Below are 15,258 nucleotides of genomic sequence, written 5' to 3'. Positions count from 1 at the left end.
GCACAATAATTCGCTTCTTACATATATGGAAATTTATAAACAAGGTGATTTAAGGCCGTGGATACAACTTAAGTAATTTTTCTCGTTTTCAATCGGGGTAACTTACGAACTATTAATTACATATTATTACGCGAAGGTTAATTTAACGTGTAATTAAGTGGTTGTTTCGATGGTGGGATGGTTAAGAAGTGCTTAAATAGGTTTAGAACGTAACGGAAAGTTTGTAAAGAAAAGGCGTGTTATTTGACGCCTTTTCTTCAAGTGAAATCTACAGCGCTTTGAAGCGGATAGCGGTTCCGCCACTGGTCGCTAGGTTGAGTGATAGCTTGTCTTTGTGGGTCACTATTTGTTTTGTAACGGCCAGCGCATATGGGTTTTGCTGCCAGTTGGCGTTGTCTCCATCCTGATAAATTTGCGCTTCGTAGCGTTGGCCAGGTGGCAAAAAGTCTAATTCAACAGTAAGGTGACGTGCATCTTCGTCGGTAATTGCGCCTAAATACCAATCTTTACCAGTATATTTTCCGCGCGCACGCTCTTTACGGGCAAATACAACGTAGTCTCCTACTTCTCCAGCCAGCGCGATGCTTTGTTCCCAATCCGTTGGCACATCCTTTATAAACTGAAATGCATCTGGCCTAGCGAGGTAATTTTCAGGTAAATCCGCAGCCATTTGTACAGGGCTGTATAGTACAACATAGAGGGCAAGTTGTTTTGCCAGCGTTGTTTGTGGTCTATTGGTTTTGTCACCAAGTCCATTAAAGCCCATATCAAAAATACCCGGTGTAAAATCCATTGGGCCCGACAGCATGCGTGTAAAGGCCAGCATTGGTGTGTGCTCTGGTGGATTCGGCGGTGTGCCCCATGCATTGAACTCTTGACCTCTTGCACCTTCACGGGTAAGCCAGTTTGGATAAGTACGACGCAGACCTGTATCCTTGATTGGTTCATGAGTGTTAATACTAATTTTATGCTTTGCTGCCAGCTTGATGTTGTCTAAATACTCGTTCACCATGAACTGTCCGTCATGCCATTCGAATCTTGCATGGCCGCGCTCGTCAATGCGTTTGATATTGCCACCATCTGCAACATAGCCAGTTTTTACTTGTGTGACACCCGCTTGTTCATACAGTTTAAAGGCATCATCCATTTGCTTTCGATAGTTACTGACATTGCCAGATGTTTCATGATGGCCTATCAGGCGTGCGCCAACTTTGTCTGCATGTGCCTTAATGTCGTCAATGTCAAAATCAGGGTAGGCTTGGGTAAAACTAAATACATCGCCGTTGAAAAACCAATCGCCATCCCAGCCGACATTCCAGCCTTCAACCAACACACCATCAAAGCCGTGCTCTGCGGCAAAGCTGAGGTATGTTTTAGTGCGCTCGGTGGTTGCGCCATGCTTTTCACCGCTGCCCCAAGTGTGCTTGCCAATATGCATACCCCACCAAATCCCTGTGTACTTCCCCGGTTGAACCCAAGATACATCACCCAGTTTATTTGGTTCATTCAGGTTGAGAATAAGATGAGAGTTCAGCAAATCAGTGGCTTGGTCGCCCACTTGAAGGGTGCGCCAAGGCGTTTTAAACTGCCCGTTGGTTTTCACCGCTATGCCATCAGACCAAGGCGTTAAATCGCTGACAAAGGTGCCCGGCCTGCGCTGGTTTAATGTCATGCCTGCATAGTCCACAAGTGCAGCCTCGTGAATGCTCATATGTACACCCTGGTTGTTTTTAAAAGTAAACGGCGTATGTACGTGAGCAGCTTTATGTAATGAGGTGGTATTGTAAGTATACTCATAGCGGTTCCAACCTCTGGCAGGGATCCACCAAGCTTGGCTTTGGTCACTGTCTGTAATACTAAACTCGGTGAGTTCACGCGTGATATAGCGTGCGCTGTTTTGGTTGACTTCGTAGCGGAACCCCAACCCATCATCAAAGACACGAATACGAACACGGTACTGGGTCGCTTTAGTGGTTTTATCTGCAAAGGTGACGAGTAATTCGTTGTGATGATCGGTAATTTCTCTGGCTTCACCCCAAGGTTGCTGCCAAGTGCTGTTTTGGCTGGCGCGCTCGGTATGGCTGATAAACATATTGTCGCGCATGGATGGCGCGCGGGCAAAATCGAACCCCAGTGACGATGGGTTTATAATCGTTTGACCTTGAAACGCCACTTGGTACTTGGGCTGAGTATGATCATCACTGATTGTGAAAGTAAGCTGTTTATCTGGCGATTGAACACTGAAACTGGCTGCATGGGCAGTCATGTTAAGTGCGAAAAGCCCTGTGGTCAGGCTAACCACAAGGTTAAGTGAGTTTGGGTAACGCATTTTTTTTATTCTCTTTGTGCAATTAGTTACATCTAGCTTAAGGGCAATTCAATAGGCTCTAAATGGCTTGCATACGTATTCAAATTTAAAATGCGATGAATGCATTATTTACGTCGTCCGGTCTATACTCAAATGAAAAATTAAGCCTGATAAGGACAGCGTTATATGCAGCGTCAACAGCAAGTAAAAATACCAACAAAGCAAAATAGGAAAAGGCGAACGTTATCTGCAGTGGCATTGATGGGGTTATTCTCGGTAGTAGGGGCTACGAGTATGACCGCTAAAGCCGTTACCATTAACGTGACTGATGAAAGCGGTCAACCAGTGAATGGGGCGGTTGTGTGGTTTGAAGGAAGCCAATTAACCAAGCAAAATGCGGTCACGCAATTGGACTATAAAATGGGGCAGCGAGACAGAGCGTTTACCCCGCATATTTTGGTAGTACCAAAAGGGGCTCAGGTTTCTTTTCCGAATTACGACTCAATTTTGCACCATGTTTACTCCTTTTCAGCAGCACAACCTTTTGAATTTAAATTGTATCGAGATAATCCACAGGCGCTTACGTTTGCAAATACGGGGGTGGTCGAGCTGGGGTGCAACATCCATGATTGGATGTTGGGATACATCTTGGTTGTGGACTCAACTCATTTTGCGATAACGAATGACCAAGGAGTGGCCGAAGTGGCATTGGCCAAACCATTTGCGCAAGACATAACAATCAACGTGTGGCACGAAGGGTTTGCTAATTTAGATCAGCCAGAATCTATGACAATGGCAAAAATTAAAACTAATCAAACGCTGACATACCAACTAAATCAGTCGTTGTTCAAGCCAAAGGAAGATTTTTCAGATGAATTTGACGACTATGAATAGATCCCAAGTATTATCAGCCTGTTTGTTAAGTGGTGCGCTGAGTGCAAGTGCGTTGGCCTATGGTCAGGGGTCGCAACATAAAGGCTATATACAAGCAAGCTGGCAGTCTGCCAGTGAATATGCCTCTTGGTATGAGCGAGGCGCGTCGGTCAATCGATTTGGTGCAGGCGACAATCGCTTGAACTTAAGTCGAGCTGTACTCGACTCGCGCTTCGACTTGAGCAGCAGCTGGTCGGCCCATAGCGTGGTTCAGTATGTTCCAGATCCAGAAAGCAAAGTCGGCTTTACTGAGCTTTACGCACAATATAAACCGATAAGCAAAGGCGCTTATCAGCCTGCACTGCGTGTTGGCGGCTTCTATCCGAAAATGTCTTTAGAAAACCCCGATATTGGTTGGTCTTCACCTTATAACTACAATTATTCGGCGTTGAATGCATGGCTGGGTGAAGAACTTAGGATTTTTGGTCTAGAGGCCAGCCTAAAGCGCAGTGGCAAACGCTTGAAAACGCCCAGTGAGCACAATTGGCAATGGTTTGTCGGTGTTTATAAAGGCAATGACCCGACCGGTGCCGCATTGTCTTGGCGCGGTTTTTCTTCACATGATAGACAATCCGTATTTAATGAATCGTTGAGGCTACGCCCTACAGCGGGGTTTATGTCACCTCAACTCAGTGGTCAAGCATGGCAAATAGAGCCTTTCACAGAGATTGACGGGCGCTTTGGTTACTATATTGGTGCCCATTGGAGTTATCAAAACCGTCATTCATTAAGGGCGTATTGGTATGACAACAACGGTGATCCCGCAATAGTAAACTATGAAACCGGCCAATATGCATGGGACACTAAATTTTGGAGCTTGGCATATAAGTTTAAAATTACCCGCCAAACCCATTTGATAGCGCAGGCTATGTCAGGCAATACTGCAATGGGCAGAGCGCGTGGTGTTGACAATGATTTTGATAGTCAGTTTGTGTTAATAACCCATCGCTGGCAGAAATTTCGTTTAAGTGGGCGTATTGAGCAATTCAAAGTAAAAGACTTGGACCACTGGACTTTTGACCCCAATGCAAGTGATGGTGGGGCAATAACTACAACTTTGAAGTGGCGTATCACGGATAGTTGGCGATTAGGTGCTGAATTTCAATTCTTAGAAACCAAAGTGGCTAATCGGATCGATGGTAACTTTCCGACTCGACAAATTGAGCAACTGTGGCGAGTGAGTGGTGAATATCGCTTTTAAATCAAGGCTGCGTTAAATCGCAGCCTTATGCCTGATTAGTCACACAACCTGTTCAAGCCATTCAGCGCAGCAACACGGTAGGCTTCAGCCATCGTCGGGTAATTGAAGGTAGTATTGACAAAATATTCAACGTTATTGCCCTCACCTTTTTGCTCCATGATGGCTTGACCAATGTGGACAATTTCTGATGCACGCTCGCCAAAGCAGTGAATGCCCAGTATTTCTTTGGTTTTGGTGTGAAATAAGATCTTCAAACTGCCTACTTCTGTACTGGCAATTTGCGCGCGCGCGAGATGCTTAAATTGAGCGCGACCGACTTCGTAAGGAATCTTAGCAGCGGTTAGCTCTTGCTCCGTTTTACCTACAGAGCTCATTTCCGGAATCGTGTAGATGCCCGTTGGAATATCGGTAATTAAGCGATCGTCGCACTGTCCATTGGCGATGGCATTTGCTGCAATGCGGCCTTGATCAAACGCAGCACTCGCAAGACTTGGGTAGCCAATCACATCACCCACGGCATAGATATTGTTTACTTCAGTTTGGTAGTATTCATTGACGCGTAGCTGGCCTCGGCCATCAGCTTTTAACCCCACGGCTTCAAGGTTTAAACTGTCTGTATTACCCGTTCGGCCGTTTGCCCAAAGAATACAATCCGCTTTGACTTTTTTACCTGACTGCAGATGTAATATCACCCCTTTGTCAGAGGTTTCTACTTTTGCATACTCTTCGTTATGGCGGATCACGATGCCACTATTCCAGAAGTGGTAGCTAAGTGCATCAGAAATTTCATCATCCATAAACGACAATAGTCTGTCGCGGGTATTGATGAGATCGACCTTAGCGCCCAGCCCTTTGAATATCGACGCATATTCACAGCCTATCACCCCCGCACCATACACAATAACACGCTGCGGATTATGTTCGAGTTTTAGAATCGTGTCGCTGTCATACACTCGTGGGTGGTCAAAGTCGACCCCAGGTGGACGGTAGGGTCGCGAACCTGTCGCGATAACGATAGTGTGAGCTGTGAGAGTGTCATGAGAGCCATCAAGGTGTGTAACGCGAATGGTATGGGCGTCTACAAAACTGGCTTCACCTTGGTACATATGAATGCGATTACGGTCGTAAAAGCTGGAACGCAGTGAAGACTGTTTGCCAATAACATCGCTGGCATGATTTAAAATATCTTGAAACGTGAGCCTTTTAGGGCGCTCTGTAAATCGATATAGCGGGTTGGCCTTATATTCAATAAGGCGGCTTACCGAGTGCCTGAGTGCTTTTGATGGTATCGTTCCCCAATGTACACAGCCCCCACCAACCGCCGTTTGTTTTTCGATCACGGCTACTTTTTTCTGGCTTTTTGACAAATTCATAGCGGCACCTTCGCCACCTGGGCCTGTACCGATGATTATGGCGTCATATTGATATGACTTTGCGGGAGTGTCTGTTGGTTTATCTTTTGATTTTGTCACGGCCTCGCCTTACTTGCTATTGGGAGGCCGTAGGCAGCATAGGGCTAACTTGCTGCGCCTTTTAACAGCCTCGAGTTAAGTGCTAACCACGCCTGTTTTTGTGTATGCCAAGCCTGTTCTAACTCCAAATATTGTTTATGGAGTGCAGATTGCTCGCATTGTTCTAACACGGCATGCTTTTTCGCTTCCAGTACTTGCTTCTGTATTGCACAGAAGTGCTGAAGCTTTTTCAGAAGTAAATCATATTCTTGTTGTAACAATGTAAGCTTATCTTGAGCTAAAGGCAATTTTGCTAGCGTAACTTTTGTTTTGTTCAGCAGTGTTTCTGCCTTGGCTTTTTCAATTCGCTCGACAGGTGTACGTTTTAATTTGCTGGCTAAACCAAGATAGGCTAATGCGCGGATCATCCACTTGGTTGGATCGTAATGATACCAGCGAATACCATTGCGATAGTCACTGGCAAAAATATGGTGGAAGTTATGATACCCCTCGCCATATGTTAGTAGTGCTAAGAAACCATTGTCTCTGGCGGTATTTTTTTCAGTGTATGGGCGGCTGCCCCAAATGTGTGCCAAAGAGTTAATAAAAAAGGTGAAATGTTGGCTTAGAACTAAACGTAGTACACCAGCAAGTAGCAGCATGCCGAAGATATCGCCAAGTGCTAGACCTAAAAGAAGCGGGATACCAATGTTCGTTAGCAGAACCAATTTTAAATAATGCTTGTGTTGCCACATCACAATTTTATTGCGCTGTAGATCTCGCGCGTTGTTATAGTCGCCGTAGTTGTCGCCTTGATAGTCTCTTAGCATCCAACCAATATGGCTATACCAAAAGCCGCGCGTTGCCGCATAGGGGTCTTTAACTGGGTCGTCAACCTGACCATGATGAACTCTGTGATCACTACTCCAGTGCAAAATACTATTTTGCAGGGCAAAAGCGCCACCCAGCGCAAAAAAAACTTGGATGATGGGATGTGTTTCATAGGCTTTATGGGCCCAAAGACGGTGGTAGCCAGCGGTAATAGACATACCTGCGTAAAACATGCAGGCAACAAAGGCAACCCAGTGGGTCAGGGTATAACCATACTCATACCCATACCATGGAACGAGGGTGACAGCGGCTAAAAAAGACAGACTAAAAAATATTACATTAGTCCAAATAATCGGCGGTTTATTCATTTTATAAAATCTCAGCGTACACTTGTACGCTAAAATAGTATTTCATTCTTGCGCCGTCAAGTATTAGACTGCCCAAAGAGCACAATAGAGCGAATTTAGTAGGGGGCATTCATGTCGGGTGTGCGTGCACAACAAAAGCAAAAAACGCGACAGGCGCTAATTGAGGCGGCATTTAACCAACTAAGTGCGGAACACAGTTTTTCAAATCTGAGTTTACGTGAGGTGGCACGTGAGGCGGGTATAGCGCCAACTTCTTTTTACCGTCACTTTAAAGACATGAATGAACTTGGCCTTACATTGGTTGACGAGGCTGGCCTGACCTTGCGTCAGCTAATGCGTCAAGCTAGGCGTCGCATTGCAAGTGGAGGAAGTATTATCAATACCTCGGTATTGACCTTCATGGAGTTCATTGAAACTTCCAGTAACCAGTTTCGGTTGTTGTTGAGAGAGCGCTCAGGTACGTCACCGGCCTTTCGCGCCGCCGTCGCACGTGAAATTAAACACTTTATTCTGGAGTTAGCACATTACCTAGAATCGGAAACAAAAATGGAAGCGCACCATGCTTATATGCAAGCTGAAGCTATGGTCACCATTGTATTTAGCTCAGGTGCAGAAGCACTGGATCTAGACCTACAACAGCGAGAAGAACTAACCGAACGCTTGATATGGCAATTGCGTTACATTGCCAAAGGCGCATCTGGGTATCAAAAAGAGTCTGATAAAAGCTTATAGCGCGTTCTGTGTTTGATTGAAAAACCGCCTAATGGCGGTTTTTTTTCGTCCACAATTTTTAACCACATGATGTCCAATATTGATCAAATTAAAATCTAAAAGAAGGAATATGGAAGAAAATAAAATTTAATATTTATTTGGAATGTGGATTTTATTTTCTTTTTGATCCTGCTTTTTGGTGTTGGTGTGAAAAAATTATGCTTGATCTGTTGTTTTTTCACGTGTTAAAACATAGTCAATTCATCAACAGGTATGATTGCTCAAATGAAAAACATCACGCTACTGTCAATTTTGCTTAACCTCTTACTGATTACTTTAAGTAAGGGCGGGGCTTAGTTGCGTGTCGTGAGCAACCAAATAGCAAACCCCGCCATTGAGCGGGGTTTTTTATTTTGCGCGAGGAAATAGGAATGCAGGACAAGGTCTGGATTTTTGATACAACATTAAGAGATGGCGAGCAGGCTTTAAAAGCCAGTCTAACCGAAGAAGACAAGATTCAATTAGCGCACACCATTAGTCGACTCAATGTTGATGTGATGGAAGTTGGTTTTCCAGTATCTAGCCCTGCGGACTTCAGAGCGGTACAGCGCATAGCTAATGAGGTTAAAGGCCCTGCTATTTGTGGGCTAGCACGTGCGATGCCAAAAGATATTGAGGCCTGTGGCTTGGCGTTAAAAGGCGCTGACCAACCACGCATTCATACGTTTATTGCAACCAGTCCATTGCACTTAAAACACAAGTTACGCAAGTCGTTAGACGACGTGATAGAAATGGCAGAGCGCTCGATAAAGCAAGCACTTCAGTATACCGATGATGTTGAGTTTTCTTGCGAAGATGCAGGGCGAACTCCTTTCGATGATTTATGTAAAGTCGTCGACCGTGCGATTAGTGCGGGTGCAACAACCATCAATATTCCAGATACAGTGGGCTACACCACGCCAGATGAATACGCAGCAATCATTCATCACTTGCGTAACAATGTCGCGAATATTGATAAAGCGCGTTTGAGCGTACACTGTCATAACGATTTAGGCTTAGCTGTGGCCAACTCTATTGCTGCAGTGCAAGCCGGCGCAAGACAAATTGAATGTACCATCAATGGTATTGGTGAGCGCGCGGGCAATTGTTCGCTAGAAGAAGTGGCGATGATCATGCAAATGCGCCAAGACCACTTGAAGGTGCACACTGATATCCGCAGTGAAGAGATTTATCGCGCATCTAGGCAGGTTGCAACAATATGCAATATGCCAGTTCAACCCAATAAGGCCATTGTTGGAGAAAATGCGTTTGCTCATAGCTCTGGAATTCACCAAGACGGTGTTTTAAAAGCGCAAAATACCTACGAAATTATGGCACCCGAAACAGTGGGTGTACCAAACAACCAACTTAACATGACGTCTCGTTCGGGACGTCACGTTATCGAACATCGCTTGTCAGAATTGGGTTATCAAGCTGACGATTACGATATGGATCAGCTCTACACCAGTTTTCTTGAGTTGGCAGATCAAAAGGGAACCGTGTACGACTATGACCTTGAAGCCATGATCCACTTCAATAAGTTAGCCGAACAGGATGAGTTTTATCAGCTGCAATTTGTTAACGCATCGTCTAACTCTCAATCTATTGCCAGTGCAACGGTGGGCATGAGTTTAGGCGATGAGTTGTGCCAAGAAGCTGCGACGGGCAATGGCCCAGTTGAAGCCGCGTTTTTAGCCATTGAGCGCATTACAGGACAAGCGGTTGAAGTGATTGAATACAACTTAGAAGCAACAGGTCAAGGTGCAAGTTCGCTGGGCCAAGTAAATATCATTGCAAAATTTGATGGCCGCCAATATCACGGAGCAGGTCTAGCTGCTGATGTTGTTGAAGCATCAGTAAGAGCAATGATACGTGTATACAACTTAATTGATAGGGCACGCAAAGTGTCGGATCTAAAGCAACAAAGGAAAGCAGGATGAGTCAGAAAAGTTATCAGGTCGCAGTTTTAGCGGGGGATGGCATTGGCCCTGAAGTGATGGCAGCTGCAGAGCTGGTGTTAAAGCGAGTAAGTGAAGAATTTTCATTTAACTTAGATATGGCACCTCAAGCTATTGGCGGTGCTGCGATTGATGAATTTGGACAAGCACTACCTGCTCAAACGCTAGCAGCATGTGAAGCAGCAGATGCGATTTTGTTCGGCTCAGTAGGTGGACCAAAGTGGGCTGATTTACCACCAGAGCAACAGCCTGAGCGTGCGTCATTGCTTCCATTACGTAAGCACTTTGGTTTGTTTTGCAACCTTAGACCAGCACAGCTGCTTCCCGCTTTGAGTGCAGCATCACCACTGCGTGCTGATATTAGTGCACAAGGCTTTGATATTTTATGTGTTCGAGAACTGACCGGTGGTATTTACTTTGGTGACAAAGGGCGTGATGGCAGTGGCGCAGAAGAGTATGCGTTTGATACGCAAAAATATAGCCGCAAAGAGATTGAGCGTATTGCGCGATTTGCCTTTGAAGCTGCAAGATTACGCAGTAATCATGTGACATCGGTAGATAAATCTAACGTCTTGGCGTCCAGCGTATTGTGGCGTGAAGTAGTTGTTGAAGTGAGTAATGATTACCCAGATGTCACTTTAGATCATATCTATATTGATAATGCAGCGATGCAGTTGGTGAAACAACCCAGCCAATTTGATGTGTTGCTGTGCGACAACTTGTTTGGTGACATTTTATCGGATGAATGCGCCATGATCACCGGCTCAATGGGGCTGCTACCTTCTGCCAGTTTGAATCAATCTGGTTTTGGTTTGTATGAGCCTGCGGGTGGTTCGGCTCCTGATATTGCAGGACAGGGGATCGCCAACCCCATAGCTCAAATTTTGAGTGCAGCATTAATGCTACGGTATTCACTTGGTGAAGATGAAGCAGCTAGGCGTATCGAAAAGGCAGTAGCTGAAGCGGTAGCACAGGGGATTGGTACGCCCGATATTTACCCGCAAGCGGCTTATACGACCCTTGATGTTGCTCAAGCGATTGTGAATCGCATCTAGTCATAAACCATGAATGCGTTATTTAGCGTTTAAAGGAAGGATGTAGCAAGTGGCACAAACTTTATACGACAAAATATGGCAAGCCCATGTGGTTGCCAAAATTAACGAGCAAACCGACTTACTTTATGTGGATAGACATTTAGTCCACGAGGTTACCTCTCCACAAGCATTTGCAGGATTGCGTGAAAAGAATCGCCCGGTGCGTTGTCCAGAAAAAACCTTTGCGACAATGGATCACAATGTATCGACAAAAAGCCGCTCGATTGATGCCGCCAGTGAAGTGAGTAAAAACCAACTGCAAGCGTTGGCAGAAAACTGCAAAGAATTTGGTGTGCGACTGTACGATTTGGAGTCAATAAATCAAGGAATTGTGCATGTTATGGGGCCTGAGCAGGGGATCACTTTGCCGGGCACAACCATTGTTTGCGGAGACAGTCACACTTCAACTCATGGCGCTTTTGGGGCATTAGCGCATGGTATAGGTACCTCAGAAGTTGAACATGTGTTGGCAACCCAAACGTTGCAGCAGAAAAAAGCGAAGTCTCTAAAAATCCAAATAAATGGTCAATTGCGTCCAACCGTCACTGCAAAAGACTTAATCATGGCGGTTATTGGTGAATTGGGTACTGCTGGTGGTACTGGGTATGTGGCTGAGTTTTGTGGTAGTGCCATTGAATCTTTATCAATGGAGTCTCGCATGACGCTGTGCAATATGAGCATCGAAATGGGCGCTAAAGCCGGTTTAATTGCACCAGATGAAACCACTTACGCATATCTTGAGGGACGCCCATTCGCGCCAAAAGGCGAAGAGTTTGCTCAGGCGGTGACCTACTGGAAAACACTCCACTCAGATGAAGGGGCGAAGTTCGATCGTGTGGTTGAAATGGCCGCAGAAGATATTCAGCCACAAGTGACGTGGGGCACAAGTCCAGAGCAGGTGATAGGCATTGATGAACCTATCCCAGATCCTGATAAAGAACAGGACTTAATTAAAGCTGACTCAATGCGCTCAGCCTTGAAATATATGGGCCTGGAAGCTGGGCAAAAACTATCCGATGCCAAAGTAGATACGGTATTTATTGGTTCTTGTACCAATAGTCGTATTGAAGATTTGCGCGCAGCAGCAGAGATTGTAAAAGGTCAAACAGTGGCTGATGGCGTAGAAGCTTTAATTGTGCCTGGCTCTGGCTTGGTCAAACAACAAGCCGAAGAGGAGGGGTTAGCTGATATTTTTGTCGCCGCTGGGTTTGAATGGCGAGAACCTGGTTGTTCGATGTGCCTAGCTATGAATGACGATAGACTGGGCGCTGGAAAACGCTGCGCCTCAACTTCAAATCGAAATTTTGAAGGGCGTCAAGGGCGCGGCGGACGCACTCACTTAGTGAGCCCAGCCATGGCAGCGGCGGCGGCAATTGCGGGACGTTTTACTGATATCCGAGGAGCGCAAGCATGAGTATTTATCACACTGGATTAATGGCACCTTTGGATAAAAACAATGTAGATACCGACCAGATTATTCCAAAACAGTTTTTGACTTCGACCAGCCGGGACGGGTTTGATGAGGCGCTATTTTATGATTGGCGCTATTTGGATAGTGGAGATGCAGACCCTGAGTTTGTTTTAAATTATCCGTGCTATCAAGGTGCGACGATTCTATTGACCCGTGATAATTTTGGTTGTGGGTCGTCGCGTGAACATGCACCGTGGGCTTTAAAACAGTATGGTTTTACGGTTATTTTGGCGGAAAGCTTTGCAGATATTTTTTTCAATAACTGCGGTAACAACCAAATGCTGTGTATAGCACTAGATACCCAAACGTTAGATAGCCTATTTGAAGTGTGTGAACAGCATGAGCAAGTGCATGTCGAGATTGATCTTGAAAGTCAGCACATTATTAGCGACCAATTTGCACCAATCCCATTTTCAGTTCGCCCAGATATTAAAGCCAGATTATTAAGCGGACTGGACTTTATCGGTGAAACAGAGCAACTTAATCAGCATATTGATGCATTCGAGCAGCAATTAGCAGCCGCTAGGCCTTGGCAGTAATCTTAGCAGACGCTGCAACCATCGCATTTTTTTGCCATTAAGCCAAAGGCCATTTAGCCTTTGGCTTTTCATATTTAGGAACACTTCAATGAATAAGTTCTCTGCTTCTCTTATGGCTGCGGCAACCTTAGTTGCTAGTAGCACAGCTATTGCTCGACCTGCACCACTGGTGTCAATCCCTACGCATGATGCATTTTTCGATAAAATTAAAGCGCACTGCGGTAAAGCTTACGAAGGCAAAGTGACGGTTGATAACCAAGGTCCAAGTTCATTTAGTGAAGCGCGACTTGTGATGCATGTTCGTCGTTGTAACGAACGTGAGCTACAAGTGCCATTTCATGTTGGGAAAGATGCATCGCGTACGTGGATCATCACTAAAACTGGCAGCGGGCTAAGCTTAAAACATGATCACCGTCATAAAGATGGTAGTGACGACGCGTCAACGATGTATGGCGGTCACACTGTCGATGCGGGCTTTGACACTGTTCAGTCATTCCCTGCTGATCAGTATTCAAAAGAACTCTTTATTGCCCAAGAGATCCCTCAATCGATTGGTAACACTTGGCAAATGTTTATCTATGACGATAAGTTTACTTATCGATTAGTACGTGAAGGTCGCGAATTTAGAGTCGACTTTGATTTAACGAAACCGGTTAAAGCGCCAAAAGCACCTTGGGGTTACAAAGACTAAGGTCAGATGTAATTTATGAGCGCACAGCATTTCAACGCAGTGCGCTCGCCGCATTAATTATTATTGGTTGCCTTTAATGCAGGTAACTTCAACGCTTAAGTCCGGCTCATAGGCACGTGGTGTTGTTGGTAAGCGATCAAATTTTTGTACGCCTCCGTGCAATAATAGTTGTGGTTTTCGACCTTGGCAGAGTGACTGACTATGGCGTAATAAAAACACACTTTGTTGCAAAAAATGATTGTAAGAGTCTGACTTTATCTTCAAATAATAATGGTCATCGCTATACTTTATTTGTTCGTAATGTACTTTATGATCAAAGTCATAGTATTTTTCTGAGACACCAATTTTCCCAGGTGTAAATTGACAGGCGCTGAGTAGCATAGCAGAGAGAAAAGTCAGCAGGGTGAAAACACGTTTAAGCATGTATGAAGCCTTGAAATGCTTGGGTCATATGAATAAAAACCACTGTTTGAATGATACCTCAAGTGTATCAAAAGGAGCGACAATTGTTAGAACGAGTTAAAGAGTTTTTAGCGAGCTTAAATAATTCTCAAGAAGAACAAGCGTCTATGAGCTTTGCTACAGCACTGGCGGCACTGATGGTTGAAGTGATGCGTGCAGACAATGAGGTGATGCCGCAAGAGTTAGAAATGGTCGCCAAGCTGCTTCAACGTCAATGTCAGCTAAGTGCGCAAAGTAGTGAATTAATTCGCTCAGAGGCACAGCAGTTGGTAGATACGGCAATTGACCTGCATCGCTTTATCAAAGTTGTCAATGAACATACTGACGAGCTCGCACGCATCGAAGTCATTGAGCTGATGTGGATGGTGGCCTTTTCGGATGGAAAGTTAGACCCACAAGAAGATTACACGGTGCGTAAAATTGCGGGGTTGATGTATGTTGCTCATGGTGATTTCATTTCGGCTAAACTGCGCGCCAAAGACGCGCTAGGTCTAGCTGAATAAGGCGCTATCAGTGTGCGACAGCACCAGCTTGCAATTCATTCTGACAAGACTGAATGGCTTCTTTAATCATAAAATTCACTAAAGTTGGAGAAATATGATACATCTTGGCGATTTCTTTTTGCTTTAAACGACCATCACGATAGAAGCTAACGACATTTTGATGGCGTTGTGAGAGCTTACCAATGGTATTATTCACCTTATCTGACAACTGTGCATCAATGTACTTTTCTTCAATGTTTGAGCTTTCGTCGTCAAATTGTTCCGTTTGAACAGATTCTAAATCAACAAGAGATTCTCTATTTTGTTTACGGATCATATCAATGGCGATATTCCTTGCGACTTGATAACAGTAACTCTTGGTATTCTTAACTTGGCAATCCTGACATTTTGACATCCCTGATAAACGAATGAATGTGTCTTGTAATGCGTCCTCGGCTAGATAAGGGCAGCGTAAAATATTGTTCAAATAAGCAAGTAATTTAGCTTCATTTTCAGCAATAACCTTTGACCACTTAACACAGAGCTGCTGCACTGTTTTTACTCCTATTTGTCCTGAATGTTGATCCGTAATAGAGAATGATAATAATTATCACTATTATGTTATTTTGATCTTGCATTAGCAGTCAAGTCTTTTGTGCGCCTTTGCTAATTAAACTGTCATTAACTTGTAATTAAACAAGCTTTCTTTTTACTTACTT

At 44.7% G+C, this 15,258-nt stretch carries 14 protein-coding genes; 9 read left to right on the top strand and 5 right to left on the bottom strand.

Going from position 1 to position 15,258, the window contains the following annotated elements:
• Positions 1-268: 268 nt before the first annotated feature.
• Positions 269-2,329 (bottom strand): glycoside hydrolase family 97 protein, encoded by a 2,061-nt coding sequence (locus tag N480_RS10530; RefSeq protein ID WP_063372456.1) that lies wholly within the window; start codon positions 2,327-2,329, stop codon positions 269-271.
• A 165-nt stretch (positions 2,330-2,494) separates the two neighbouring features.
• On the opposite strand from N480_RS10530, the gene N480_RS10525 reads away from it, so the two are divergent.
• Together N480_RS10525 and N480_RS10520 are read left to right on the top strand one after the other, a co-directional pair.
• Positions 2,495-3,202, top strand: coding sequence for a methylamine utilization protein (locus tag N480_RS10525; RefSeq protein ID WP_231102251.1), 708 nt, complete (start codon positions 2,495-2,497; stop codon positions 3,200-3,202).
• Complete coding sequence (locus N480_RS10520) at positions 3,195-4,442, top strand: hypothetical protein (RefSeq protein ID WP_231102250.1); 1,248 nt, start codon at positions 3,195-3,197, stop codon at positions 4,440-4,442. Before N480_RS10525 ends, N480_RS10520 begins: the two co-directional genes overlap by 8 nt.
• 35 nt (positions 4,443-4,477) lie before the next feature.
• On the opposite strand, the gene sthA is transcribed toward N480_RS10520, so the two are convergent.
• Together sthA and N480_RS10510 are read right to left on the bottom strand one after the other, a co-directional pair.
• Positions 4,478-5,914: a Si-specific NAD(P)(+) transhydrogenase gene (gene sthA / locus N480_RS10515; RefSeq protein WP_063372454.1), complete on the bottom strand. Its 1,437-nt coding sequence runs from the start codon at positions 5,912-5,914 to the stop codon at positions 4,478-4,480.
• 44 nt (positions 5,915-5,958) lie between these two features.
• A complete protein-coding gene (locus N480_RS10510) occupies positions 5,959-7,092 on the bottom strand; it encodes an acyl-CoA desaturase (RefSeq protein ID WP_063372453.1) in 1,134 nt (377 codons plus the stop codon).
• A 111-nt stretch (positions 7,093-7,203) separates the two neighbouring features.
• On the opposite strand from N480_RS10510, the gene fabR reads away from it, so the two are divergent.
• The 6 genes from fabR (at position 7,204) to N480_RS10480 (ending at position 13,595) form a co-directional block, all read left to right on the top strand.
• Positions 7,204-7,824, top strand: a complete 621-nt coding sequence (gene fabR / locus N480_RS10505; RefSeq protein ID WP_063372452.1) for an HTH-type transcriptional repressor FabR — start codon at positions 7,204-7,206, stop codon at positions 7,822-7,824.
• A gap of 410 nt (positions 7,825-8,234) precedes the next feature.
• The gene (gene leuA / locus N480_RS10500) at positions 8,235-9,782 is read left to right on the top strand and encodes a 2-isopropylmalate synthase (RefSeq protein WP_063372451.1); all 1,548 of its coding nucleotides are present in this window, start codon (positions 8,235-8,237) and stop codon (positions 9,780-9,782) included.
• Positions 9,779-10,855 carry a 3-isopropylmalate dehydrogenase gene (gene leuB, locus N480_RS10495; protein WP_063372450.1) on the top strand — a complete coding sequence of 359 codons (1,077 nt, stop codon included), beginning with the start codon at positions 9,779-9,781 and terminating at the stop codon, positions 10,853-10,855. The genes leuA and leuB overlap by 4 nt, the downstream gene beginning before the upstream one ends.
• Before the next feature lie 49 nt (positions 10,856-10,904).
• Positions 10,905-12,308, top strand: a complete 1,404-nt coding sequence (gene leuC, locus N480_RS10490; RefSeq protein WP_063372449.1) for a 3-isopropylmalate dehydratase large subunit — start codon at positions 10,905-10,907, stop codon at positions 12,306-12,308.
• Positions 12,305-12,904, top strand: coding sequence for a 3-isopropylmalate dehydratase small subunit (leuD, locus tag N480_RS10485; protein WP_063372448.1), 600 nt, complete (start codon positions 12,305-12,307; stop codon positions 12,902-12,904). Before leuC ends, leuD begins: the two co-directional genes overlap by 4 nt.
• An 88-nt stretch (positions 12,905-12,992) precedes the next feature.
• Entirely contained in the window at positions 12,993-13,595 is a 603-nt protein-coding gene (locus N480_RS10480; protein ID WP_063372447.1) for a hypothetical protein, read from the top strand.
• 60 nt (positions 13,596-13,655) lie between these two features.
• On the opposite strand, the gene N480_RS10475 is transcribed toward N480_RS10480, so the two are convergent.
• Positions 13,656-14,018: a hypothetical protein gene (locus N480_RS10475; RefSeq protein WP_063372446.1), complete on the bottom strand. Its 363-nt coding sequence runs from the start codon at positions 14,016-14,018 to the stop codon at positions 13,656-13,658.
• An 83-nt stretch (positions 14,019-14,101) separates the two neighbouring features.
• Here N480_RS10475 and N480_RS10470 point away from each other — a divergent pair, with 83 nt between their 5' ends.
• Positions 14,102-14,560 carry a TerB family tellurite resistance protein gene (locus N480_RS10470; RefSeq protein WP_063372445.1) on the top strand — a complete coding sequence of 153 codons (459 nt, stop codon included), beginning with the start codon at positions 14,102-14,104 and terminating at the stop codon, positions 14,558-14,560.
• A gap of 7 nt (positions 14,561-14,567) precedes the next feature.
• Here N480_RS10470 and N480_RS10465 read toward each other — a convergent pair whose 3' ends face one another.
• Complete coding sequence (locus N480_RS10465; RefSeq protein WP_063372444.1) at positions 14,568-15,092, bottom strand: sigma-70 family RNA polymerase sigma factor; 525 nt, start codon at positions 15,090-15,092, stop codon at positions 14,568-14,570.
• Positions 15,093-15,258 lie beyond the last annotated feature (166 nt).

This window comes from Pseudoalteromonas luteoviolacea S2607, assembly GCF_001625575.1.
GTDB lineage: Bacteria > Pseudomonadota > Gammaproteobacteria > Enterobacterales > Alteromonadaceae > Pseudoalteromonas > Pseudoalteromonas luteoviolacea_E.
Note: the sequence above shows the minus strand (reverse complement) of the source record. Positions and strands in the feature narration are given on the sequence as shown.